Origin of the sequence: Ureibacillus thermosphaericus, from assembly GCF_002370195.2 — a bacterium.
Taxonomy (GTDB): Bacteria; Bacillota; Bacilli; order Bacillales_A; family Planococcaceae; genus Ureibacillus; species Ureibacillus thermosphaericus.
In genome coordinates this window covers 506,490-529,876 of record NZ_AP018335.1, presented here as the reverse complement: position 1 = coordinate 529,876, position 23,387 = coordinate 506,490, and the positions used below count along the sequence as shown (strand labels likewise).

The following is a 23,387-nucleotide window of genomic DNA, read 5'->3' as shown; positions in this document are numbered from 1 at the left end:
ATATAGTGAAGTGACGATGGCGAAGAGGTCACACCCGTTCCCATACCGAACACGGAAGTTAAGCTCTTCAGCGCCGATGGTAGTAAGGGGCTTCCCCTTGTGAGAGTAGGACGTCGCTTCGCAGAAGGCACCACAATAGTGGTGCTTTTTTTATTGCAAAAATTGAAGCCCCTTACTACCAAGGACTGAAAGTCCGATCGGCGCGATAGAGAAGTGGCATTTAAAACGTAAGCAAAACAATTATTTGGAGGAGACGAGAAGCACGGGGACCAAGAAGTTCAGGCTCTATAATATTTGGTGTTGGTGGATACAACCAGCACCATTTTTTACATAAAAAATGGGACATTTGACAAACTCTGGTAAAATGTAATCGAACAAAACCTCATTTCCCAAAGGAGTTGTGTCACATGTCTCACCATCATTCCATACGAAACCTAATCAATATAAAATACAAAAATATCACATTTGATGAAAATTTTTGTGCAGAAGAACTCATTAAAGGGGTCCAATCAAAAGTCTTTTATGGCCAATTAACTTACCAACCAAAAGCGTGCTATGCTTGTGGCCATGTCTTTGATGATCAAATCATTAAACACGGTTTTAAAACGTCTCTCATTAAAATGCCTAGTGTTTCAGGTTTTCATACCTACTTAAAATTGCGTAAACAGCGTTATTTCTGTAAACATTGTCATTCCACGTTTACTTGAAAAACGAGCGTCGTGGCTAAAAACTGTTGTATTTCCAACAATACCAAAGTATCGATTGCTTTAAACGCCAAAGATCAAATATCCGAAAAAGATATTGCGATGAAACACAATGTTTCTCATGCCACTGTCAGTAGAGTCATTGACAGCTTTTATAGCTACTATCAGCCGAATGTTCACTATCTTCCACAGCATTTGTGTTTTGATGAGTTTAAATCGCTGCTGGAGCGATGTCCTTTATTTTCTTCGACTCTGAAACGGGGGAGATGGTGGATATCGTGGAGGACCGAAGATTACATCCTCAAAGAGTATTTCTTACGGTATTCCAAGAAGGCGAGAGATGCGGTAAAAAACGATTGTCATCGATATGTACAGCCCTTATATTTCCTTAATCCAAGAAGTTTTCCCGACAAATTCCATATCCTCCAACTATTTAGCAGAGCTTTAAACAAAACGCGCATCAACGTCATGAATCGGGATAAAAAGAATTACAATAAATTAAAAAAATACTGGAAGCTCCTTCTGAAAGATCAAACAAAACTTGATTATAAGAACTATACATATCATCGTTGCTTTAAAAAGCATATGTGTGAGGTGGAGATTCTCCACTATCTCATTGATTTAGATTCTGAATTAAAAGCGTCCTATGAGTTATACCAATACGTTCGACATTGCATCAAAACTAAAGACTTTGAACTCTTGAAGAAAACCTTGGCGAATAAACAGAACAGCGTTTCCAGCTATATGAAAACCGCCATCAAGACAATCAACAAATACATCAATTACGTCGAGAATACGCTAAAGTACGATTATAATAACGGCATTTTAGAGGGGATTCATAACAAAATCAAAGTGATTAAACGCATTTCTTTCGGTTATCGATCCTTCTATCACTTTAGAAACCGAATATTCATTACCCAAAACTTAGCGAAAATAAAAACAGCTTAGGGGAACCTCGAATTTCCCCTAAGCCATCCGATTACATATTACCAAATAATGTCACTAACATTTATTCACCAACACCATTTGACAAAGAACCGAAGCTGACGCAGAAATTCGCCGGTCAACGTGCTTCGGAGTTAGCGCCGATGGTAGTTAAGGGGTCCCCTTGTGAGAATGGATGTGGCTTTTCAATAATACCACTGTAAAGTGGTAATAAAATCTTTCTAACTATTTTATAGGTAATAACAAGATGAGTTTTCTCCCTATTAAGACTATAATAAAGGAAGAGTATTTAGCGGGGTGAGATGATGAGAATAGGACGGCCGTTAATTGAAACATTGAAGAATTTTGTGGAAAAACAACCAACATCCTTTCACGTTCCGGGCCATAAAAATGGATTGATATCAGGATTGCCGCAACCAATACAAGGCATGTTACCCTTCGATGTAACAGAACTAACAGGACTTGATGACTTCCATCATCCAAAAGAAGTTATATATGAAGCCGAAAGATTATTAGCCCAAACATACGGTGCAGATCGCAGTTTTTTTCTAGTGAATGGTTCAACAGTGGGCAATTTGGCGATGATTTATGCAACTTGTAAAAGAAACGAAAAAATCATAGTACAAAGAAATGCACATAAATCTATTTTTCATGCTCTGCAATTAATTGGTGCTAAACCGATTTATGTCTCGCCTGAATGGGACGATGAAACTAGAACAGCAACTCACGTTTTGTTAACTACTTTAAAAGAGGCACTACGAATACATCGAGATGTAAAGGCTGTAATTTTAACTTCTCCAACCTACTATGGAGCGGTATCAAATGAATTAAAACAACAAATTGATCTATGTCATCAGATGAAGATTCCGGTATTAGTCGACGAAGCCCATGGAGCTCATTTAACAGCAAGTAAACAATTTCCGGAGTCTGCATTAGATTTAGGAGCAGATATTGTTGTTCAATCGGCTCATAAAACGTTACCAGCCATGACAATGGCATCTTTTTTACATATCAAGTCTAATATTGTTGAAGCAGAGCAGGTCAACCGTTACTTACGAATGTTGCAATCAAGCAGTCCATCCTATATATTATTGGCTTCATTAGATGATGCAAGACATTATGTTCAAACATATTTAGAAAGCGATGCAAATTATTTATTGGACAAGAAAAAGCATTGGATTGAAGCATTGCGTTCAATTCAATCGTTACAAGTCATTGAAATGGACGATCCTTTAAAAGTGTTATTAAGGGTGCGAGGCTATAGCGGTTTTCAACTGAAGGATGCGTTAGAAAAGCAAGGAGTATATTCAGAATTAGCAGATTTACATCAGGTATTATTCATATTGCCTTTATTAAAGCAAGGACAAAGTTATCCTTTTGCAGAAACGAGAATGCGTATTAAGGAAGCAGTTGAGTCTTTACAAAGCGTTGAAGAAGTACCTATCGAATTTGCAACAGCATTTAAAGAAGTGAATAAAATATCCATTCCTGAATATTCATTTTGTGAATTAGAGGAAAAAGATACGAAGTGGATTCCCTATATGCGAGCAATAGGTAGAATTTCAGCAAGTATGGTGATACCATATCCACCAGGTATCCCTTTACTCATTCCTGGAGAAAAAATTACTGTATCGAAGCTCAGTCAATTGGAAGAACTATTAGCGGTCGGAGCATCTTTCCAAGGGAATCATCAACTTGAAGAAAAACTGATATGCGTCTATAAATAAACAGAGAGTAAATTGTATGGAGGAACAGACTTGTGGGTTATTTAATCAGTTTTGAAGGTGGAGAAGGCTCAGGTAAGAGTACAATCCTTAAACGATTGGCAGAATATTTAATACAACAGGGATATTCCGTAGTTTGTACGAGAGAGCCTGGCGGAATTGAAATAGCAGAACAAATTCGAAATGTAATTTTAGACAAAAAGAATGTAAATATGGATGCAAAGACAGAGGCGCTTTTATATGCTGCCGCAAGAAGGCAGCACTTAGTTGAGAAAATCATACCTGAGTTGGAAAAAGGAACGATTGTATTATGCGACCGCTACATTGATAGTAGCCTTACTTATCAGGGATATGCAAGAGGATTGGGGATAGAAGAAGTATATACCATCAATCAATTTGCTATCGGTGATTTTTTCCCTGATTTAACGTTATATTTAGATGTATCACCAACAATTGGACTTTCAAGAATACAAAAAGATGGTGAACGAGAAGTCAACCGATTAGATTTAGAATCATTGGAATTTCATTCAAAAGTAAGAGAAGGTTATTTGAAACTACTTAAACAGTTTCCAGAAAGAATAAAGGCCATTAATGCAGAAAATGAAATTGAAGTAGTACTAGAAGAGGTAATAAATATTGTATTCCCATTCTTAAAAGACAAAAGTTAATGATTTCGAGTTCTCTAATGTTTTTCAAAACCAATTTCATACAACCAAAAGGAATGCATTCTAATGAAAAGAACGCATTCCTTTTATTTTGCGTAAAATAACTGCATAAGGATGATGGTGATATAGCCCTTTGTGTAGAATAAACTTTTTTGGGTAAGAGTAATAGAGAAAATTGGATTTACTTTGTTAATAAAGGTATTTTGTAATGATAAAAAGGAATCTTCAATAAAATAATATAAATTTCCATATTTTAATCATAAATATTCTTAACTGCTAAAAAGTTATTTATTTATTCTTGTCATAAGAACAAGGAAATGAAGTGAACATGTAATGTATGGTATAATAAAAACACGCAAGTTAGGAGTGAATGCGTATGAAATTAGTAATTGCGGTCATTCAAGACCAAGATAATAACCGACTGTCTAATGCCTTAATGAAGCAAAATTTTCGTGCGACTAAGTTAGCGAGTACAGGAGGATTCTTGCGCTCAGGGAACACTACTTTTCTAATTGGTGTAGATGATCAAGATGTTTCCAAGGTATTAGACATTATTCGAGATAATTGTCGGGCAAGGGAGCAAATGGTCACTCCTGTTTCACCTCTTGGAGGAAATGCAGATACCTATATTCCGTATCCGGTTGAGGTGGAGGTTGGTGGTGCAACGGTATTTGTTTTACCAATCGAAGAATATCACCACTTTTAACAGCTTATACTTTGCCAAATCCCATGAAAAAGTGAGCGAGGGCTGAATGAAGTGAAAATTAATCAAGATTTACGAGTTGGAATCAAAACAAATATACATGAAATGAAGCAACCAAATGAGGCAAATCAACGCTTTGGAGAATTGGTTGTGAAGCAAGGACAGAAACTGCAAAGTGAGCAATTAACTCGATTGCTAGGAGATATTTCCGCTGCAGGTGATCGAGTAGCAAGGTCAAGAAACTTGCGAGATTTAGCGAGATTTAAGATGCTTGTGAGGCGATTTTTACAAGAAACTGTTGAATATGGCCTTGAACTAAAACAGTCTCACACTTGGAATCGATTTGGTGAAGGTAGAAGACTTAAAATTATTAAGAAAATTGATGAACGTTTAGTTGAACTAGCTCAAGATTTATTAGATGAAGAAAAAGAAACGATTGATTTGCTTGATAAAATTGGCGAAATAAAAGGTTTGTTAATTAATTTATATATGTAAAACCCGTGTCTTTTACCATGGTGATAGACACGGGATTTTTTCTAAAGAAAATGAAGGAAGACATCCTGAACAAAGAAAAGGTGAAAAGAAATGCTTGATACAGTGGATGAGCTAATGAAGCTGCAACCAATCGTCATAAAACAATTACAAATGATTTTTGAAAAGGGACGTATTGCACATGCTTATATTTTTGAAGGCGAAAGAGGAACAGGCAAAAAAGAAGTAATGAAGTTTTTTGTTAAATTAATGTTATGTCAAAGTCCGTCGAAAAATGTTCCATGTGAAACATGCAGAAATTGTAAACGCATAGAATCAGGAAATCATCCCAATGTTTTGCAAATAGAACCTGATGGTCAATTTATTAAAGTTGAACAAATTCGTGATTTAATATCAAATATGACAAAAACAGGTATGGAAGAAGGCAGAAAAATTTATGTAGTTCATCATGCAGATAAAATGAATAATGCTGCAAGTAATACATTATTAAAATTTTTAGAAGAACCGGATGGACAAGTAACTGCAATCCTTTTAACAGAGCAATATCAATCGATACTTCCGACCATTCAATCCCGCTGTCAGCACATTAAGTTTTCAAATATTCCAAAAGAATTTTTAATTCAACAATTGCAGGAGCATGGATTAACCTTTTCCATGGCTTCCACAGTCAGCCAAGTGACCAATAGCGTAGAAAAAGGCCTTGCTTTAGCCCAAGATGAGCAGTTTGCACTAGCGAGAAAAACAGTGTTAAAATTAGTTGAGACTGTTAGAAAAAATGTCAATGAAGCCATGCTAATTGTATATGATGAATGGCTTCCAAATGTAAAAGATAAAAGTGATTTTGAACTCAGTCTTGATTTACTTCTGTTAGCTTATCGTGATATTGTAGCTATAAAGGCAAACCCTGAAAGTTCTTGTACCTATCCAGATATGGTAGATACATGGAAGGAAATTGCATTAACTTCTACTTTCGAACAATTGTCGAATCAAATGCAAGCAATATTACAAGCAAGACAAAATGTAGGTCGTAATATGAATCGCACGCTTTTAATGGAACAGCTTATGCTGAAATTGCAGGAGGGGTATTCCTTTGTATAATGTGGTAGGTGTCCGCTTTAAACGGGCGGGTAAAATATATTATTTCGACCCTGGAGAATATCAACTTGAAAAAGACCAATATGTCATTGTTGAGACAGCTCGAGGTGTCGAATATGGAAAAATTGTTGTTCCAATGAGACAAGTTGGTGAAAATGATGTTGTTTTGCCTTTAAAGCAAGTTTTACGTCCTGCTACAGAGCGAGATAAAATCCAAGTGGAAGAAAACAAAGCTGAAGCAAGACGAGCTTTTGATATAGCGAATGTAAAAATTGCTGAACATCAACTGGAGATGAAACTTGTTGATGTTGAATATACATTCGATCGAAATAAAGTGATTTTTTATTTTACAGCAGAGGGAAGAGTCGATTTCCGTGAATTAGTGAAAGATTTAGCGGCGATTTTCCGAACTCGTATCGAACTTCGCCAAATCGGTGTAAGGGATGAAGCTAAGCTTCTTGGAGGTATTGGTCCTTGTGGTCGAATGCTCTGCTGTTCAACATTTCTAGGAGATTTTGATCCGGTCTCAATTAAAATGGCGAAAGATCAAAATTTATCATTAAATCCGACAAAAATTTCAGGATTATGTGGTCGTCTTATGTGCTGTTTAAAATATGAAAATGACGATTACGAAACAGCGAAAGATGGAATGCCTGATATTGGCGAGACAACTATTACTCCTGATGGGATTGGAACAGTCGTTGGGATTAATGTGCTAGAAAGAGTCATTCAAGTGTATTTAGAAGAGCTTGAACGCACCGTTGAATATACGCTGGAGGAAATACTCGAGTGTGAAAAGAATCTGATATAGATTAAAACTAATGGGGTGGCTTGGTTGAGGGACCGTAATTTTTTGGATTCTATAATGGAATTTGAACAGCAACTAGAAACGTTACAACAGCAGTTTAACGAGTTAAAAAAATTTGTTGCACATATGGTAGAAGAACATCAGTCACTTCAAACAGAAAACTTTCATTTAAGAAGACGACTAGAAGAACTTTCGAAAGCAGCAGAAGGAACTTCTGAACAAGGTGAAAAGAAAAGCTATTTAGATATTGGGGAAGGATATGATAATTTAGCTCGACTATATCAAGAAGGGTTTCACGTATGCAATGTACATTTCGGAAGTTCCCGCAAGGGTGAAGACTGCTTGTTTTGTCTATCGTTTTTTAATAAAAATGTTTAATGTAAAGGCTGATACCCGAATTGGGTACAGTCTTTTATTTTCATGAGGAGTGTGTATGTGTGGAAGATTGGTTAAAGGATGATGAACGGTTAGATTATTTATTAGCAGAGGATTTACGAATTATTCAAAGTCCTTCCGTTTTCTCTTTTTCTTTAGATGCCGTTTTATTAGCGAAGTTTGTTAACATTCCTATTTCAAAGGGGCAAATTGTCGATTTGTGCTCAGGAAATGGTGTTATTCCTTTATTTTTAAGCACTCGCACAAAAGCAAAGATTATTGGAGTGGAAATTCAAGAGCGGCTGTATGATATGGCAGTAAGAAGTATTCAATACAATAGATTAGAAAATCAACTTCAAATGGTTCATGGTGATGTAAAGGACATTCCTCCGCTACTCGGCATTGAAAAATATGATGCTGTGACATGTAATCCACCGTATTTTTTAGATATTGAATCAAGCGATAAAAACTTAAACGAGCACTATACGATTGCCCGCCATGAAGTATTGCTTACATTGGATGAGGCAATTCATGCGGCAAGCAGGTTGTTGAAACAAGGTGGAAAAGCAGCCTTTGTACATAGACCGGGGAGATTACTTGATATGATTACTTCTATGCGGAAACATCGTTTAGAACCGAAACGAATTCGCTTTATCTATCCGAAAATGGGGAAAGAAGCAAATATGTTGTTGATTGAGGGAATCAAAGATGGCAAGCCGGATTTGAAAATTTTGCCTCCTCTGTATGTTTATGATGACAACAATCAGTATACAGCTGAAATGAGTGAAATCTTATATGGTGGAAAAGGATAAACATTATTTTTACGTCTTGGAATGTGCCGATTCATCTTTTTATGCGGGATATACGAATGATTTAGAACGAAGAGTGAATCAGCATAATGCGGGCAAAGGAGCAAAATATACGAGAGGAAAGCGGCCGGTAAAATGCATATATTATGAAATTTATGAAACAAAAGAGCAAGCAATGAGAGCTGAATACGCCTTTAAACAATTAAAACGTAGCGAAAAATTGAAATATATTGGGAGATGTAAAAAATGAAATCTCAAAAAAGTAGCATGTATGAACAAAGCAGTTGTTTATATTTAGTTGCAACGCCCATTGGAAATTTAGAAGACATTACAATCAGGGCATTGCGCATTTTAAAAGAAGTGGACATCATTGCGGCAGAAGACACAAGAAATACGAAAAAACTTTGTCATTATTACGACATTACGACACCGTTAGTTAGCTATCATGAACATAATCAAGAACAAGCAGGAGAAAAAATATTGCAGTGGTTAAGAGATGGGAAATCAGTAGCATTAGTAAGTGATGCGGGGATGCCTTGCATATCTGACCCCGGTGCTGATATTGCTCAAAAAGCGATTGAGGAAGATTTTGCAGTAGTTCCTATACCAGGTGCCAATGCAGCCATGTCAGCTTTAATTGCATCTGGTTTAACGCCTCAACCATTTTACTTTTTCGGTTTTTTAAATCGCAACAAAAAAGAACGAAAAAAACAGTTATCTAATCTCAAAAATCGAAAAGAAACATTAATCTTTTATGAAGCACCCCATCGTCTAAAAGATACATTAAAAGATTTAGCAGCGGAGTTAGGCAATCGGAAAATTGTTTTAGCACGAGAGTTAACAAAAAAATTTGAAGAGTTTTTACGTGGTACTGTAGAAGAAGCAATTCAATGGACAGAAGAGAATGAAGTGAGAGGGGAATTTTGTATCGTTATTGAAGGATCGCAAAATGAAGTGGAAGAAAACAATGAAGATGCTTATTGGACAAACATGACGATTCAAGAACACGTAGATTTACTAATGAGAGAAAAACAACTTTCTTCAAAAGAGGCAATTAAAGAAGTGGCTAAATTAAGAGGTCTTCCAAAAAGGGAGGTTTATCAGCAATATCATTTATGAAAAAGAAGGAGGGCGTCTGAAAAGTCATTTCAAGACGCCCCCTTTGCGGCTGTCGCTAGAGCTTTCGCAGCAGATAAATTGCGGCTGTCGCTAGAGCTTTCGCCGCAGATAAATTGCGACGAGGAGGCGCGTTTGATGTGACCACCGCAGGAGCAAAGTTTTTAAGAGAAGTTTACTATAAGAAGTAAGGCTGTTCAGAAAGTGTTCGACTTTCTGGACAGCCCCAACCCTCTTCGAAAATCGAAGTTATGTTCCTTTGATAGATAAAAATGCACTAGTGTCGTATGAGGAGCGATTTGCCTTATCAGACACGTCTCCATATTCAACTTATTTGTTTAACTGTTGTTGAATTTCTTTCAGTAAAATTTCGGCACCTTCTGGACTTAAAATTAATTTTCCTCCAGCTAAGCGGAAATTTTGATCTGAAACTTCTCCAGTAATAGCGCAAGTCATGTTAGGCATGTATTTTTTGAGGATGATTTTATCATCGTCTACGTAGATTTCTAGTGCATCTTTTTCATTGATGCCAAGTGTGCGTCGAAGCTCAATTGGAATCACTACACGACCTAACTCATCAACTTTACGAACAATACCTGTAGATTTCATGACAATGTTTTCCTCCTATAAATGAGTCATAATTTTAGAATAAATCTCGTATTCGCCAAAATTCGACATTCATTCTTTGTCTGTCTAGAATAATACCAATAAAAGGAATAAACGTCAATAAATTAGCATTGAAGTTTTGAGATTTAATAAAAGAATTTATAAAAATTCGTTTTTTTTATTAAAAAAGTATTAATCGTTAAAGAATATTATTATAAAACGTAGTATTTAGACAAAAAGTTCCATTAATTTTTTAATTGATTGAATTAGTAAAATTCGTCAAAACTTTAGTATAATATGTTAGCGTTGAAACAGAAATAGTTAATCGTTACAATAAATACTATATATAGTTGACAATGGAGGCAGTTTAGGTGAGTGAGAAGAAAACGTTTTATATAACAACACCAATATATTATCCAAGCGGAAAATTTCATATTGGTACAGCATATACAACTGTGGCATCTGATGCTATGGCACGATATAAAAGATTGCGCGGATATGATGTTCGTTTCTTAACAGGAATGGATGAACATGGACAAAAAATTCAACAAAAAGCCCAAGAAGTTGGAAAACATCCGCAAGAATATGTGAATGAAATTGCTAAAGCAGCAAAAGAATTGTGGGAGAAAATGGATATCTCTTATGATGATTTTATCCAAACCACACAAGAACGTCATGTAAAAAGTGTTGAGAAAATCTTTAAAAAGTTTTTAGACAACGGAGATATTTATAAAGGAGAATATGAAGGTTGGTATTGTACTCCTTGCGAATCTTTCTTTACAGAAACTCAGCTAATTGAAGGCAATTGTCCAGATTGTGGACGCCCTGTTCAAAAGTTGAAAGAAGAATCCTATTTCTTTAATATGCAAAAATATGCTGATCGCCTGCTTCAATATTATGAAGAAAACCTAGAGTTTATTGAACCGGAATCACGTAAAAATGAGATGATTAATAACTTCATTAAACCGGGATTAGAGGATCTTTCTGTTTCAAGAACTTCCTTTGATTGGGGAATTAAAGTACCAGGAGATCCTAAACATGTCATTTATGTATGGGTAGATGCGCTAACAAACTACATTACTGCTCTTGGATATGGTTCGGATAATGAAGAATTATTCAATAAGTATTGGCCTGCTGATGTTCATGTCGTAGGAAAAGATATTGTTCGTTTCCATACTATTTATTGGCCGATCTTCCTAATGGCATTGGGATTACCGCTTCCGAAAAAAGTATTTGCTCACGGTTTCATCATGATGAAAGATGGAAAAATGTCGAAATCGAAGGGGAATGTTGTTTATCCGGAAATGTTAATTGATCGTTACGGATTGGATACAACGCGTTACTTCTTACTTCGCGAATTACCATTTGGGGCAGACGGTGTATTTTCTCCAGAATCATTTGTAGAGCGGACAAACTATGATTTAGCAAATGATTTAGGTAATTTATTGAATCGTACGGTTTCAATGATTAATAAATATTTTGATGGAATCATACCAACAAAAGGTTTAGAAGAAACAGAATTTGATGCATCATTAAAAACTCACGCAAAAGAAACAAAAGCTGCATATGAAGCCAACATGGATAAAATGCAGTTTAGTGTTGTATTAGCAGAATTGTGGTCATTTATTTCAAGAACAAATAAATACATTGATGAAACAGAGCCTTGGGTGTTGGCAAAAAATGACGAAAACCATGGCAAATTAGGTCAAGTAATGTATAATTTGGCCGAAAGTTTACGTCATATTGCAGTAATGTTACAACCGTTTATGACACAAACACCAAAACGCATAATGGAACAACTTGGTTTAGATGAAAAATTATTGGCTTGGGAAACGATTGAAGAGTTCGGAAATGTTATACCAGAAAACACAAAAGTGGTAGAAAAAGGAGTACCAATTTTCCCAAGATTGGACGCTGAAGTAGAAATAGAATATATTCGTGAGCAGATGCGAGCTTCTGTAAAAACACCTCAAGAGGAAGAAACGAAAAAGCCAATAGAAGCTCCTGAAGTGCCGGAAATCACAATTGAAGATTTCCTAAAACTCGATTTAAGAGTAGGTACTGTTACAGCATGTGAACCAGTTCCGAAAACCGATAAACTACTTAAACTTCAAGTGGATTTAGGCTATGAACAACGTCAAGTAGTTTCAGGAATTGCTGAGCATTATAAACCTGAAGAATTAATTGGTCAAAAAGTAATTGTTGTGGCCAATTTAAAACCAGTTAAGCTTCGTGGCGAGTTGTCTCAAGGTATGATTTTAGCTGGTTCTCATGATGGTGTGTTAAAAATTGCGACAGTAGATTCTGCTTTGGAAAATGGTGCGAAAGTAAAATAATGTGATTAGCCTGTTGATGAAATGATTCAACAGGCATTTTTGTTCAAAACTCATTTTAATTAATTATATTAACATAACGATTTTGGTGGTTAATTGGAATTAAATGAAAACCTTTTAGTATGAATAGACTATATTTATTACGAAAAAATAAGGTAAATATCATAAGATTGGGTTCTTGTAATCGAATTGTAATCTTTTTGTTAAGTCAGTAATGTTCGTTAGCAATAAAATAGACGGTAGGTGTAATCAAAATGTTTATTGACACACATGTTCATTTAAATGCAGATCAATTTCAAGAAGATTTACAAGAAGTAATTGATAGAGCACGAGCTGCAAAAGTTGAAAAAATGATTGTTGTTGGCTTTGATCGAATAACGATCGAGCGAGCAATAAAACTCATAGAGGAATATGAATTTATATATGCAGTAATTGGTTGGCATCCAGTAGACGCAATCGATTGCACAGAAAAAGATTTAGCATGGATTGAAGAGTTGACCCATCACCCTAAAGTCGTTGGCATTGGTGAAACGGGATTGGATTATTATTGGGATAAGTCACCGAAAGAAGTACAGCAAGAACTATTTCGACAACAAATTCGTTTGGCGCAAAAAGTTAATCTTCCAATCATTATTCACAATCGTGATGCAACGGGGGATGTTGTAAGAATTTTGAAGGAAGAAAACGCTCAAACGGTCGGTGGCATCATGCATTGTTTTAGTGGAAGCGTCGAAACGGCACTGGAATGCATCAAAATGAATTTTATGATTAGTTTAGGTGGGCCTGTTACATTTAAAAATGCCCGCTTGCCGAAAATGGTGGCGAAAGAAATTGCATTGGAGCATCTATTAATCGAAACAGATGCACCTTATTTAGCACCACATCCATATCGAGGAAAAAGAAATGAACCTTCTTTTGTACCGTTAGTTGCAGAAGAAATTGCTCGGTTAAAAGAGATGTCGGTTGAAGAAGTTGCGAAGGCAACGACTGAAAATGCAATCAAGATTTTTAAGCTAAATGTATAAATTTTAAAAAAGCCTCCAATACTGCAGATTAATAGGGTTTAAAGTTACTAAAATACTAAACTAAAAAATTTTTTAGTTGACATAATTAGAAGTTGCCCGTATAATCCAACGAGTGTTAAGGAGGCGTTTTTAAATGTCAAGTAATCCCATAAGGAAAATTTTGTTTGGGATCAAGTATAAACAATCAGTGGTCACCATTTTGTTTATGGTATTGTTTGTGGCAGTTATTTCCTTTGTTTTGTATCAAGGAACAAAAAAGCCTGTGACAATACATGCAAATGGTGAAGAAATTAAAATATTAACTCATGCAAAAACTGTTGAAGAATTATTGAAAGATGAAAATATTGAAATATCGATGGATGATAAATTATCTTATTCACTTGATGCCAAAATTACATCGGGAATGGAGATTGAGTGGATTCAAGCAAAACAAGTAACAATTATTATCGATGAAAAAGAACAAGAGATTTGGACAACCGAAACGAAAGTCAAAAATATTTTGAGTGAAGCAAACATTCAAGTAGCCGAATACGATGAAGTTTCTATTCCTTTGGATGAAGATTTAGGTGATGAAAATCAAATTAAAATTAATAAAGCGTTTCAGGTAACACTTGTTGATGGAACTGAAATGAAGCAAGTGTGGTCCACTTCCACTACGGTCGCTAACTTTTTAAAGCAACAAAAGATAACACTAAATGAACTAGATCGTGTCGAAAAAAAATTAAGTGATAAGCTAAAACCAAACGACGAAGTCACGATTGTTCGCGTAGAAAAAGTTACCGATGTAGTGGAGGAAGAAATTAACTATCCAGTAGAAACAAGATCAGATTCTTCGTTGTTGAAAGGCAGAGAAAATGTAATTTCACAAGGAAAAAAAGGAAAAGTATCAAGAACATATGAAATTACGAAAGAAAATGGAAAAGTAGTCAAAAAGGTTTTAAAGAATGAACAAATTATCGAAAAACCTAAAGCAAAAGTGGTAGCGGTGGGAACTAAAGTAGTAACAGCTAAAGTATCTCGTGGTACAAGCGAAAGTGGGAAAGAGTTTTATGTAACTGCTACTGCATACACTCCATACTGTGATGGTTGTTCCGGTACATCCGCTGCAGGAATTAATTTGCGTAGCAATCCGAACTTAAAAGTAATTGCAGTAGACCCAAATGTAATTCCTTTAGGTTCAAAAGTTTGGGTTGAGGGATATGGATATGCTATTGCGGGTGATACTGGCGGTGCGATTAAAGGAAATAAAATTGACGTACTTGTACAATCAAAGCAAGAAGCTATTCAATGGGGTCGTAAAAAAGTACGAATTAAAGTATTAGACTAAATTTTATTGAGCTTTCCTGTTTTTAAAAAACGGGAAAGCCTTATTTTTTTTAAAATTGCAGAAGAGCAGTAATCTTAAACGAACATTTCTTGTGAAAAAGGTTGATGTTTTGTACAATTGTCCAAGATAAAAGTAGAAGAGAGGAACAAAGTTGGAAATTAAAGAAATCATCGTTGTCGAAGGTAAAGATGATACTATTGCTATTCAAAGAGCAGTAAAAGCAGATACAATCGAAACTAATGGTTCTGCTATTTCTGAAGAAACATTACTCCGCATTCAGCATGCTCACGAAAAACGTGGGGTTATTGTATTCACAGATCCTGATTATCCAGGTAGAAGAATTCGAGCAATTATCGAGGAGCGTATTCCAGGAGTAAAACATGCCTTTCTTTCAAAAGAAAAATGTATAGCTAAAAACGGAAAAGGTCTTGGAATTGAACATGCAAGTGATGATGATATACGTCAAGCATTAAAAAATGTATATACACCCATTACAGAAAAGCCTTTAAAAGAAGAGATAACCATTGGGGATTTAATGAGTGCCCGCCTCATTGGCCATCCGCTAGCAAAGAATCGCAGAATTCGGTTAGGCGAAATACTAAATATTGGGTTGACAAATGGAAAACAATTGCATAAGCGATTAATCATGTTTCAAATCACTTTTGAGCAATTTTCACAAGCGATAGCGCAAATTGATCAGGAGGAACAAAATGTATAAAGACATAGCAACGCCAGTACGAACAAAAGAAATATTAAATCAATACGGATTCTCCTTTAAAAAAAGTTTGGGACAAAATTTTATTATTGATCCAAATATTCTTCGGAATATTGTGAGTTACGCAAACTTGAGTGAAGAGAGCGGGGCAATTGAAATTGGACCGGGCATTGGAGCATTAACAGAGCATTTAGCAAGGAATTGTAAGAAAGTCGTTGCATTTGAAATTGACGGCCGTCTATTACCTGTATTGGAAGATACATTAAGCTCTTATTCAAATGTAAAGGTAATTCATTCAGATATTTTAAAAGCGGATGTCGCAAAGGTTATAGAAGAAGAGATGCAGGGAATCAAAGATATTATGGTGGTTGCAAATCTTCCGTATTATGTAACAACCCCAATATTGATGAAATTGTTGCATGACCGCTTACCGATACGAGGGTTGGTAGTCATGATGCAAAAAGAAGTGGCAGACCGTATAACGGCAAAACCAGGAACAAAAAATTACGGCTCGTTATCAATTGCTGTGCAATATTATGCGACAGCAGAGGTTGTAATGACGGTGCCAAAGACTATATTTATGCCGCAACCAAATGTAGATTCAGCAGTAATTCGACTAACGATGCGCAACATGCCGCCAATCCAAGTAATCGATGAAGACTTTTTATTTATTGTAGCTAGAGCCTCTTTTGCTCAACGGAGAAAAACGATTTTAAATAATTTACAGTCTGGACTTCCATCAGGAAAGGAAAAGAAACAGCAGATTGTGGATGCATTGAATCAATGTGGCATTGAGCCTACCAGAAGAGGCGAAACATTGACAATTGAAGAATACGGGAAACTTTCAGACGCTTTATTACCACATTTTAGGTAATTAGTGGGAAACATTACAAAAAATATGACGAAAACTTAATTTTTTATAAAAAAATAAGTTGACAAAAATATTTGTCTGCTGATAAAATATTATAATTTATTGACAGAATGGCATTTCTAGTCTATACTAGTATTTAGTGAGGTGTATGCGGAAATGCCAAAAACATTAGCTGAGATTAAAAAAACATTGGATGAACACATCGGGAAACCTTTGCGATTAAAAGCAAATGGTGGCCGGAAAAAAACGATGGAGTGCAATGGGATTTTAAGCGAAACGTACAATGCTGTTTTTGTTGTTGAACTCGATCAAAAGGATAGTGCTTGTAAACGTGTTTCTTATAGTTACACTGATATTTTAACTGAAGCTGTGGAAATTACTTTTTTAGATGACAATAATCAAGCACTTGCAGTGAAATAATTTTCTGCCTTGTTGTAAATTGTAGACAAAGCCGATATTTGCATCGACTTTGTCTACAATTTTTTTATGAACCTGCGCATACTACGGATGTCAACCTACTTATTTGAAGGAGGCAAATCTCTATGGCACGAAGAAACGGGATCATGTCGAGTCGTCTTAAAGAGGAAATTGCAAAAGAGCTCGGTTTCTATGATGTAGTCCAACGAGAAGGTTGGGGCGGAATTAGAGCCAGAGATGCAGGTAATATGGTGAAGCGAGCAATTGAAATGGCTGAACAAAGTTTAGCACAGCAAGCAAACCAAAATAGCGATCAATAAGTAGTGTTGACATGGCCAATGGCTCTTAAAAGGGCTGTTGGCATTTTTTCATTTTTCAAAAATTATTTAATACTTCTATGTTTAATATTTAACATCTATGGTGATACCATCATTATGGTACAATATACGGAAGAAATTTCCCTGTATTAGGAGCTGTTAGGAGGATCAGAATGCTTTATATTAAAGCACCTGCAAAAATAAATTTAACACTTGATGTACTTTATAAACGTCCCGATCAATATCACGAAGTAGAAATGGTCATGACAACAGTTGATTTAGCCGATCGTATTGGGCTTGAATTAAGGAACGATGGAAAAATTGTCATTCATTCATCAAGTAGCATCGTACCGGAAGATGATCGAAATCTTGCATATCAAGCAGCAATACTTTTAAAAAATACATATAACGTTCACGAAGGAGCAACCATTACGATTCATAAAGAAATCCCTATTGCAGCTGGACTGGCTGGAGGAAGCAGTGATGCAGCTGCTACGCTTCGAGGATTGAATCAACTGTGGAATTTAAATTTATCGATTGATACTTTGGCAGAATTAGGAGCTAATATTGGCTCCGATGTTCCCTTTTGTGTATATGGAGGTACAGCTTTAGCTACGGGTAGGGGAGAAAAAATTCAACCATTGCCTGCTCCTCCCTCTTGTTGGGTAATACTTGCAAAACCTAGAATTGGAGTATCGACTGCAAAAATTTATGAAGGTCTGAATTTAGAAAATATAGAACATCCTAACACAAAGCAAATGATGACTGCTTTGGAAAATAAAGATTATTCTTTAATGTGTAAGACTTTAGGAAATGTTCTTGAATCCGTCACATGTTCTCTATATCCAGAAGTAGCTGTCATTAAAAATCAAATGATCCGATTCGGTGTAGATGCCGCACTAATGAGTGGAAGCGGTCCAACAGTTTTTGGGTTTGTTGATAGCGAATCAAGATTAAATAGAGTGTACAACGGCCTCAAAGGATTTTGTGATGAAGTTTATGCGGTACGCATGTTAGGAGAAAGGAATTCTCTTGCCTAAATACGTACATTTATGATAATTTTTCTATAAAATATTCGTATTTTAATTTATATTAGGAGAGGGTTGCATGAAATGGAAGCGTAGTGAACGCTTGGTTGATATGACACATTATTTATTAGAGCATCCACATCAACTCATTCCACTAACCTATTTTGCTGAGTTATATAATTCTGCTAAATCATCAATAAGTGAAGACTTAGCAATTGTGAAAGGAACTTTTGAAGAAAGAGGTATTGGAGAATTAGTCACTGTTCCTGGGGCGAGTGGGGGAGTTAAATATATTCCTACTGTATCGGATGATGAAGTTCGAGAAACCATACAAATATTAATATCTGAATTAAGCAAATCGGATCGCTTACTTCCGGGTGGTTATTTATTTATGACCGATTTATTGGGAAATCCAGAATTGATGAATCGTGTAGGAAAAGTGTTTGCAAGTATTTTTAAAGACCAACAAATCGATGCAATTATGACAGTTGCAACGAAAGGAATTTCTATAGCTCATTCGATTGCTAGACATTTAAATGTGCCGGTTGTTGTCGTGCGTAGGGATAGTAAAGTAACAGAGGGTTCAACAGTAAGCATCAACTACGTATCAGGTTCTTCCAGAAGAATCCAAACAATGGTATTATCAAAGCGTAGTATGAAAAGTGGTCAACGAGTTTTGATTACGGATGATTTTATGAAGGTTGGCGGAACGATGAATGGCATGAAAAACTTGCTAGAGGAATTTGATTGTACTCTAGGAGGCATTGCTGTTCTAGTCGAAGCTGAACATGCAGGTGAAACTTTAGTAGATGATTATTATTCATTAGTAAAACTTCATTCGGTCAATGAAAAAGAGAGAACGATTCAATTAAGCGAAGGAAATTATTTTTCAAAGGAGAGATTATAATGAAATCAGTATCTACTACAAATGCACCTCAAGCGATTGGACCTTACTCCCAAGGAATAATTGCAAATGGATTTTTCTTTAGTTCTGGTCAAATCCCATTAACTCCTGAAGGCGAATTAGTTGAAGGAGATATTGTTGCTCAAACAAACCAAGTGTTTAAAAATTTAAAGGCTGTACTTGAAGCTGCAGGATTGTCATTAAAAAATGTAGTAAAAACAACTGTATTCTTAAGCGATATGAACGATTTTGCTGCGATGAATGAAGTTTATGAAGCGAATTTTGGCGATCATAAACCGGCTCGCTCAGCAGTAGAAGTTGCTAGACTACCAAAAGATGTGAAAGTAGAAATCGAAGTAATTGCAGTATTTGAATAAATAATAAGCGATGAATTCAAGGGTGAATTCATCGCTTTATTTTTGGTGCGCCCGGCATGTACATGAACTATAGGGTGTAAGTCCCGAACCCCGAAGACAGAAGTAGAGGTTAGCCAAGAGCAAGGGTGTCCGTGGTGACGCGGAATCTGAAGGAAGCTGGAGGCAAAACACCGGTCCGAGGAACACGAACCTCATATAAGGCTAGGTATGATTGAGTGAGTTTGCCAAACAAAACAAAGCTCTTTCTGTCGAAGGTCATATCGAGTAGATGAGGCGGATAGATGGTGTGAAAGTGCATGTACTTACCCGGGGAGGTCTGGCGGATAGGTGAAGTACGCTTCATAACCTACTTAGTGATAAGTAGCTGAACCGTCAGAAGTCAGCAGAGGTCATAGTATTAGTTGGTCTAGAACAACTAAGAAGGACCGAACAACTAAGAAGGACCGAACAATTAAGAGAGAATAGCCCTTGGCATTCAGTGAGTCATGATGAACACAGAAAACGTAGTACCTCACTTGAGGAAGGAAGCGGTGAATCCCGTGGGGGACCTCTTGGAGGGTGGAGTGACCACTGGCATAAAGAGAACAGCTATTCACGGAAGGAGAATAACGATGCTTTTGAATCAAATCCTGTCACGGGAGAACATGCTTCAAGCATTAAAACGTGTAGAACAGAATAAAGGAAGCCATGGAGTAGATATGATGCCTGTACAAAACTTACGACAGCACATAGTCGAAAACTGGCTATCTATTAAGGAGGCAATTCTCAAGGGAACTTATGAACCAATGCCAGTCCGCAGAGTCGAAATCCCGAAACCTGACGGCGGTGTTCGTTTACTAGGAATCCCTACCGTAACAGACCGTTTGATTCAACAAGCAATCGCCCAAGTACTTTCAAAAGTGTATGACCCTACATTCTCTGAAAACAGCTACGGATTTCGACCAAACCGAAGTGCTCATGATGCGGTGAGGAAAGCGAAAAAATATATAAGAGATGGACATCGATGGGTCGTAGATATGGACTTGGAGAAATTCTTTGATAAGGTCAACCATGACAGATTAATGGGTACACTCGCGAAGAGAATCCAAGATAAACCATTACTGAAATTGATTCGTAAGTATTTACAATCGGGAGTCATGATTAATGGTGTGGTGTCAAACACATTTGAGGGAACTCCACAAGGAGGACCATTAAGTCCGCTACTATCTAACATTGTACTAGATGAACTAGATAAAGAATTGGAAAGAAGAGGACACAAATTCGTTCGATATGCGGATGACTGTAACATTTACGTGAAAAGTAAACGAGCAGGACTTCGCACAATGGCAAGTATCCAGCGATTTATTGAAGGAAAACTACGACTGAAAGTAAATGAAAAGAAATCAGCGGTCGACCGTCCATGGAAACGTAAGTTTCTAGGATTTAGCTTTACCTATCATAAAGAGCCAAAGGTTCGTATCGCAAAAGAAAGCCTTAAACGAATGAAGAATAAAGTTCGTGAAATCACATCACGCAAGATGCCCTACCCGATGGAATACCGCATTCAGAAACTGAATCAATATCTAATGGGATGGTGTGGATATTTTGCGTTAGCAGACACCAAATCTATATTCCTTGGATTAGATAAATGGATTCGTAGAAGACTTCGAATGTGTCTATGGAAGAACTGGAAGAAACCGAAAACAAAGATACGCAACCTTATTCAACTTGGCGTACCACAATGGCAAGCGTATGAATGGGGAAATACTCGGAAGAGTTATTGGCGTATTTCAAATAGTCCAATATTACACAGAACCCTTGGTAACTCCTATTGGAGAAACCAAGGGCTGAAAAGTCTTGAAGCTCGTTATGAAAACTTGCGTCAATGATCTTAATTGAACCGCCGTATACGGAACCGTACGTACGGTGGTGTGAGAGGACGGGAGTTAATCGCTCCCTCCTACTCGATTTCAATTATTTATTATGAAAAACGTCTATTTACAAAAATATAAAACACTTAAAAATTATTTGAAAATTTTTCAAAAAGTTAGAAGGAATTTTTTAAGTTTTGTAGAATTGTAAAAACTTAAAGGCATCCTAGAGGAAAGAGAGGAGTGAAAGAATGGAAGTTACTGACGTAAGACTAAAACGTGTACAAACAGATGGGCGTATGCGTGCAATTGCTTCCATCACACTAGATGATGAGTTTGTTGTTCATGATATTCGAGTGATTGATGGGAATAACGGTCTTTTTGTGGCTATGCCAAGCAAAAGAACACCGGATGGTGAATTCCGTGATATAGCGCATCCAATTAATTCTAACACACGCAATAAAATTCAAGACGTTGTGTTAGCTGCTTATCATGCTGCCGGTGAAGAAAAAGTAGAAATTCAAAACGAAGAATCTCAATTAGAAAAAGCAAACGCATAAAAAAAGCGTCTCAAAAGTAAGTTATTTACTTTTGGGACGTTTTTTTGTGTGCTTGTAAAGGAATTAATGTGTACAAGATTAGCATGAATGAACACTTTCATAAACTTTCTAAAAAAAATAATATGAAAACAGATGTAAAAAAAATATAATAGAGAGGGAGATAAGATGTCTTGACAACCTTTCAATGCCTTGAAAATCGAACAAAATTACTATATAGTCATAAGAGAACATGAGCTGAAATTGGGGGACTTAGGATGAATGACATTTTTGCGATCGTGCTGGCTGCAGGCCAAGGAACTCGCATGAAGTCCAAATTATACAAAGTATTACATCCCGTATGTGGTAAGCCAATGGTCGAACATGTTGTTGACAATATATTAACTTTAGATGTTAATCGTATTGTAACAATTGTAGGTCATGGTGCAGATAAAGTAAAAGAACAACTTGGCGAAAAATCTGAATACGTACTTCAGTCAGAGCAACTTGGAACAGCCCATGCCGTAATGCAGGCTGAATCAATATTAGGTGATTTAGAGGGCGTAACCTTAGTTGTTTGTGGAGATACACCTTTGATTCGCCCGGAAACAATGAAGGCGTTATTTGAACATCACGTTGCTCAAAATGCAAAAGCAACAATTCTTACTGCAATTGCAGATGATCCTACAGGATATGGTCGAGTAATTCGTGATGATCAAGGTCAAGTGGCTCAAATTGTAGAACACAAAGATGCGACACCAGAACAACGTTTGGAAAAAGAAATCAACACTGGAACTTACTGTTTTGATAACAAGGCGTTATTTGAAGCATTAAAATTAGTGAATAATAATAATGCACAAGGAGAATATTATTTGCCAGATGTCATTGAAATTTTAAAACAGAAAGGCGAAATTGTTACCGCTTACGTTTGTGAAGATTTCAATGAAACGCTTGGCGTAAATGATCGAATTGCCTTATCTCAAGCTGAAGAAATTATGCGTGAACGCATCAATAAAAAACATATGGCGAATGGAGTAACAATTATTAACCCTTCCATGACACATATTAGTATTGATGCTGAAATTGGTCGAGATACAATCATCTATCCTGGTGTTGTAATTGAAGGGAAAACAGTGATTGGAGAAGATTGTGTAATCGGACCGAATAGCCAAATTAATGATAGCACAATTGGTAATCGTACTGTTGTTAAACATTCAGTAGTGCAACAAAGTGTAATAGGGGAAGATACTTCTGTTGGACCATTTGCTCATTTAAGACCTGAAGCAGAGTTAGGCAATCATGTGAAGATTGGTAACTTTGTGGAAGTGAAGAAAAGCAAAATTGGAGATGAATCTAAAGTATCGCATCTAAGTTATATAGGTGACGCTGAAGTTGGGAAAAATGTTAATATAGGTTGCGGTTCCATTACCGTTAACTATGATGGAAAAAATAAACATAAAACAATTATCGAGGATAATGTCTTCGTAGGATGCAATGCTAATTTAGTAGCGCCTGTGACATTGAGAACAGGATCATTCATTGCTGCTGGATCTACAATTACAAAAGAAGTTCCGAAAGATTCATTAGCAATTGCACGTGCTCGACAAGAAAATAAAATAGATTACGCAAAAAAATTAAAATAAAT

At 36.3% G+C, this 23,387-nt stretch carries 26 protein-coding genes and 1 rRNA gene; 26 read left to right on the top strand and 1 reads right to left on the bottom strand.

Annotation, left to right across the window (positions count from 1 at the left end; translation table 11 throughout):
* The first annotated feature begins 6 nt into the window (after positions 1-6).
* From rrf to rsmI, 13 genes are all read left to right on the top strand, one after another.
* A 5S ribosomal RNA gene (gene rrf, locus UtA1_RS02540) occupies positions 7-122 on the top strand.
* Between the two features lie 285 nt (positions 123-407).
* The gene (locus UtA1_RS17435) at positions 408-707 is read left to right on the top strand and encodes a transposase family protein (RefSeq protein WP_197722739.1); all 300 of its coding nucleotides are present in this window, start codon (positions 408-410) and stop codon (positions 705-707) included.
* 12 nt (positions 708-719) lie between these two features.
* The gene (locus UtA1_RS02535; RefSeq protein WP_197722738.1) at positions 720-1,652 is read left to right on the top strand and encodes a transposase; all 933 of its coding nucleotides are present in this window, start codon (positions 720-722) and stop codon (positions 1,650-1,652) included.
* Between the two features lie 302 nt (positions 1,653-1,954).
* Entirely contained in the window at positions 1,955-3,376 is a 1,422-nt protein-coding gene (locus UtA1_RS02530) for an aminotransferase class I/II-fold pyridoxal phosphate-dependent enzyme (RefSeq protein ID WP_096549939.1), read from the top strand.
* A gap of 32 nt (positions 3,377-3,408) precedes the next feature.
* Positions 3,409-4,041, top strand: a complete 633-nt coding sequence (gene tmk / locus UtA1_RS02525) for a dTMP kinase (RefSeq protein WP_096549938.1) — start codon at positions 3,409-3,411, stop codon at positions 4,039-4,041.
* A 373-nt stretch (positions 4,042-4,414) separates the two neighbouring features.
* Complete coding sequence (locus tag UtA1_RS02520; RefSeq protein ID WP_096549937.1) at positions 4,415-4,744, top strand: cyclic-di-AMP receptor; 330 nt, start codon at positions 4,415-4,417, stop codon at positions 4,742-4,744.
* A gap of 51 nt (positions 4,745-4,795) precedes the next feature.
* Positions 4,796-5,236 (top strand): YaaR family protein, encoded by a 441-nt coding sequence (locus UtA1_RS02515; RefSeq protein WP_096549936.1) that lies wholly within the window; start codon positions 4,796-4,798, stop codon positions 5,234-5,236.
* Between the two features lie 90 nt (positions 5,237-5,326).
* Entirely contained in the window at positions 5,327-6,331 is a 1,005-nt protein-coding gene (gene holB, locus UtA1_RS02510) for a DNA polymerase III subunit delta' (RefSeq protein ID WP_096549935.1), read from the top strand.
* Positions 6,324-7,139 carry a PSP1 domain-containing protein gene (locus UtA1_RS02505; protein ID WP_016838874.1) on the top strand — a complete coding sequence of 272 codons (816 nt, stop codon included), beginning with the start codon at positions 6,324-6,326 and terminating at the stop codon, positions 7,137-7,139. The genes holB and UtA1_RS02505 overlap by 8 nt, the downstream gene beginning before the upstream one ends.
* A 24-nt stretch (positions 7,140-7,163) precedes the next feature.
* Positions 7,164-7,514 carry a DNA replication initiation control protein YabA gene (yabA, locus tag UtA1_RS02500; RefSeq protein ID WP_096549934.1) on the top strand — a complete coding sequence of 117 codons (351 nt, stop codon included), beginning with the start codon at positions 7,164-7,166 and terminating at the stop codon, positions 7,512-7,514.
* A 59-nt stretch (positions 7,515-7,573) separates the two neighbouring features.
* On the top strand, positions 7,574-8,323 hold the full coding sequence (locus UtA1_RS02495; protein WP_096549933.1) for a tRNA1(Val) (adenine(37)-N6)-methyltransferase: 750 nt from the start codon (positions 7,574-7,576) through the stop codon (positions 8,321-8,323).
* A complete protein-coding gene (locus tag UtA1_RS02490) occupies positions 8,307-8,570 on the top strand; it encodes a GIY-YIG nuclease family protein (protein ID WP_016838871.1) in 264 nt (87 codons plus the stop codon). The genes UtA1_RS02495 and UtA1_RS02490 overlap by 17 nt, the downstream gene beginning before the upstream one ends.
* The gene (gene rsmI / locus UtA1_RS02485; protein ID WP_016838870.1) at positions 8,567-9,439 is read left to right on the top strand and encodes a 16S rRNA (cytidine(1402)-2'-O)-methyltransferase; all 873 of its coding nucleotides are present in this window, start codon (positions 8,567-8,569) and stop codon (positions 9,437-9,439) included. The genes UtA1_RS02490 and rsmI overlap by 4 nt, the downstream gene beginning before the upstream one ends.
* Before the next feature lie 327 nt (positions 9,440-9,766).
* Here the strand turns inward: rsmI and UtA1_RS02480 are convergent, their stop codons facing one another.
* Entirely contained in the window at positions 9,767-10,045 is a 279-nt protein-coding gene (locus UtA1_RS02480) for an AbrB/MazE/SpoVT family DNA-binding domain-containing protein (protein WP_016838867.1), read from the bottom strand.
* A gap of 368 nt (positions 10,046-10,413) precedes the next feature.
* Here UtA1_RS02480 and metG point away from each other — a divergent pair, with 368 nt between their 5' ends.
* The 13 genes from metG to glmU all read left to right on the top strand — a co-directional run bounded on the left by metG (position 10,414) and on the right by glmU (position 23,385).
* Positions 10,414-12,378: a methionine--tRNA ligase gene (gene metG, locus UtA1_RS02475; protein ID WP_096549932.1), complete on the top strand. Its 1,965-nt coding sequence runs from the start codon at positions 10,414-10,416 to the stop codon at positions 12,376-12,378.
* A gap of 251 nt (positions 12,379-12,629) precedes the next feature.
* A complete protein-coding gene (locus UtA1_RS02470; protein WP_016838862.1) occupies positions 12,630-13,400 on the top strand; it encodes a TatD family hydrolase in 771 nt (256 codons plus the stop codon).
* A 133-nt stretch (positions 13,401-13,533) separates the two neighbouring features.
* Positions 13,534-14,727: a G5 and 3D domain-containing protein gene (locus UtA1_RS02465; RefSeq protein WP_096549931.1), complete on the top strand. Its 1,194-nt coding sequence runs from the start codon at positions 13,534-13,536 to the stop codon at positions 14,725-14,727.
* A 151-nt stretch (positions 14,728-14,878) separates the two neighbouring features.
* Positions 14,879-15,445, top strand: coding sequence for a ribonuclease M5 (gene rnmV / locus UtA1_RS02460; RefSeq protein WP_016838857.1), 567 nt, complete (start codon positions 14,879-14,881; stop codon positions 15,443-15,445).
* Complete coding sequence (gene rsmA, locus UtA1_RS02455) at positions 15,438-16,316, top strand: 16S rRNA (adenine(1518)-N(6)/adenine(1519)-N(6))-dimethyltransferase RsmA (RefSeq protein WP_096549930.1); 879 nt, start codon at positions 15,438-15,440, stop codon at positions 16,314-16,316. Before rnmV ends, rsmA begins: the two co-directional genes overlap by 8 nt.
* A 153-nt stretch (positions 16,317-16,469) precedes the next feature.
* Entirely contained in the window at positions 16,470-16,733 is a 264-nt protein-coding gene (gene veg / locus UtA1_RS02450) for a biofilm formation stimulator Veg (RefSeq protein WP_016838855.1), read from the top strand.
* Positions 16,734-16,855: 122 nt separating this feature from the next.
* The gene (locus UtA1_RS02445; RefSeq protein ID WP_096549929.1) at positions 16,856-17,050 is read left to right on the top strand and encodes a small, acid-soluble spore protein, alpha/beta type; all 195 of its coding nucleotides are present in this window, start codon (positions 16,856-16,858) and stop codon (positions 17,048-17,050) included.
* A gap of 170 nt (positions 17,051-17,220) precedes the next feature.
* Positions 17,221-18,087, top strand: a complete 867-nt coding sequence (gene ispE / locus UtA1_RS02440; protein WP_096549928.1) for a 4-(cytidine 5'-diphospho)-2-C-methyl-D-erythritol kinase — start codon at positions 17,221-17,223, stop codon at positions 18,085-18,087.
* A gap of 67 nt (positions 18,088-18,154) precedes the next feature.
* Positions 18,155-18,982 carry a pur operon repressor gene (purR, locus tag UtA1_RS02435; RefSeq protein WP_016838852.1) on the top strand — a complete coding sequence of 276 codons (828 nt, stop codon included), beginning with the start codon at positions 18,155-18,157 and terminating at the stop codon, positions 18,980-18,982.
* Positions 18,982-19,356, top strand: coding sequence for a RidA family protein (locus UtA1_RS02430; protein ID WP_016838851.1), 375 nt, complete (start codon positions 18,982-18,984; stop codon positions 19,354-19,356). Before purR ends, UtA1_RS02430 begins: the two co-directional genes overlap by 1 nt.
* A 611-nt stretch (positions 19,357-19,967) precedes the next feature.
* Positions 19,968-21,224, top strand: a complete 1,257-nt coding sequence (ltrA, locus tag UtA1_RS02420) for a group II intron reverse transcriptase/maturase (protein WP_096552368.1) — start codon at positions 19,968-19,970, stop codon at positions 21,222-21,224.
* Positions 21,225-21,457: 233 nt separating this feature from the next.
* Positions 21,458-21,766 (top strand): septation regulator SpoVG, encoded by a 309-nt coding sequence (spoVG, locus tag UtA1_RS02415; protein WP_016838850.1) that lies wholly within the window; start codon positions 21,458-21,460, stop codon positions 21,764-21,766.
* Between the two features lie 254 nt (positions 21,767-22,020).
* Positions 22,021-23,385, top strand: a complete 1,365-nt coding sequence (gene glmU / locus UtA1_RS02410) for a bifunctional UDP-N-acetylglucosamine diphosphorylase/glucosamine-1-phosphate N-acetyltransferase GlmU (protein ID WP_096549927.1) — start codon at positions 22,021-22,023, stop codon at positions 23,383-23,385.
* Positions 23,386-23,387: the final 2 nt, after the last annotated feature.

Bases quoted from the DNA above. Each gene is read 5' to 3' on its own strand.
- UtA1_RS17435 (WP_197722739.1), top strand. From the start codon at position 408: ATGTCTCACCATCATTCCATACGAAACCTAATCAATATAAAATACAAA.
- UtA1_RS02530 (WP_096549939.1), top strand. From the start codon at position 1,955: ATGAGAATAGGACGGCCGTTAATTGAAACATTGAAGAATTTTGTGGAA.
- UtA1_RS02520 (WP_096549937.1), top strand. From the start codon at position 4,415: ATGAAATTAGTAATTGCGGTCATTCAAGACCAAGATAATAACCGACTG.
- holB (WP_096549935.1), top strand. From the start codon at position 5,327: ATGCTTGATACAGTGGATGAGCTAATGAAGCTGCAACCAATCGTCATA.
- UtA1_RS02490 (WP_016838871.1), top strand. From the start codon at position 8,307: ATGGTGGAAAAGGATAAACATTATTTTTACGTCTTGGAATGTGCCGAT.
- rsmI (WP_016838870.1), top strand. From the start codon at position 8,567: ATGAAATCTCAAAAAAGTAGCATGTATGAACAAAGCAGTTGTTTATAT.
- UtA1_RS02480 (WP_016838867.1), bottom strand. From the start codon at position 10,045: ATGAAATCTACAGGTATTGTTCGTAAAGTTGATGAGTTAGGTCGTGTA.
- UtA1_RS02470 (WP_016838862.1), top strand. From the start codon at position 12,630: ATGTTTATTGACACACATGTTCATTTAAATGCAGATCAATTTCAAGAA.
- UtA1_RS02465 (WP_096549931.1), top strand. From the start codon at position 13,534: ATGTCAAGTAATCCCATAAGGAAAATTTTGTTTGGGATCAAGTATAAA.
- rsmA (WP_096549930.1), top strand. From the start codon at position 15,438: ATGTATAAAGACATAGCAACGCCAGTACGAACAAAAGAAATATTAAAT.
- veg (WP_016838855.1), top strand. From the start codon at position 16,470: ATGCCAAAAACATTAGCTGAGATTAAAAAAACATTGGATGAACACATC.
- UtA1_RS02445 (WP_096549929.1), top strand. From the start codon at position 16,856: ATGGCACGAAGAAACGGGATCATGTCGAGTCGTCTTAAAGAGGAAATT.
- ispE (WP_096549928.1), top strand. From the start codon at position 17,221: ATGCTTTATATTAAAGCACCTGCAAAAATAAATTTAACACTTGATGTA.
- purR (WP_016838852.1), top strand. From the start codon at position 18,155: ATGAAATGGAAGCGTAGTGAACGCTTGGTTGATATGACACATTATTTA.
- UtA1_RS02430 (WP_016838851.1), top strand. From the start codon at position 18,982: ATGAAATCAGTATCTACTACAAATGCACCTCAAGCGATTGGACCTTAC.
- ltrA (WP_096552368.1), top strand. From the start codon at position 19,968: ATGCTTTTGAATCAAATCCTGTCACGGGAGAACATGCTTCAAGCATTA.
- spoVG (WP_016838850.1), top strand. From the start codon at position 21,458: ATGGAAGTTACTGACGTAAGACTAAAACGTGTACAAACAGATGGGCGT.
- glmU (WP_096549927.1), top strand. From the start codon at position 22,021: ATGAATGACATTTTTGCGATCGTGCTGGCTGCAGGCCAAGGAACTCGC.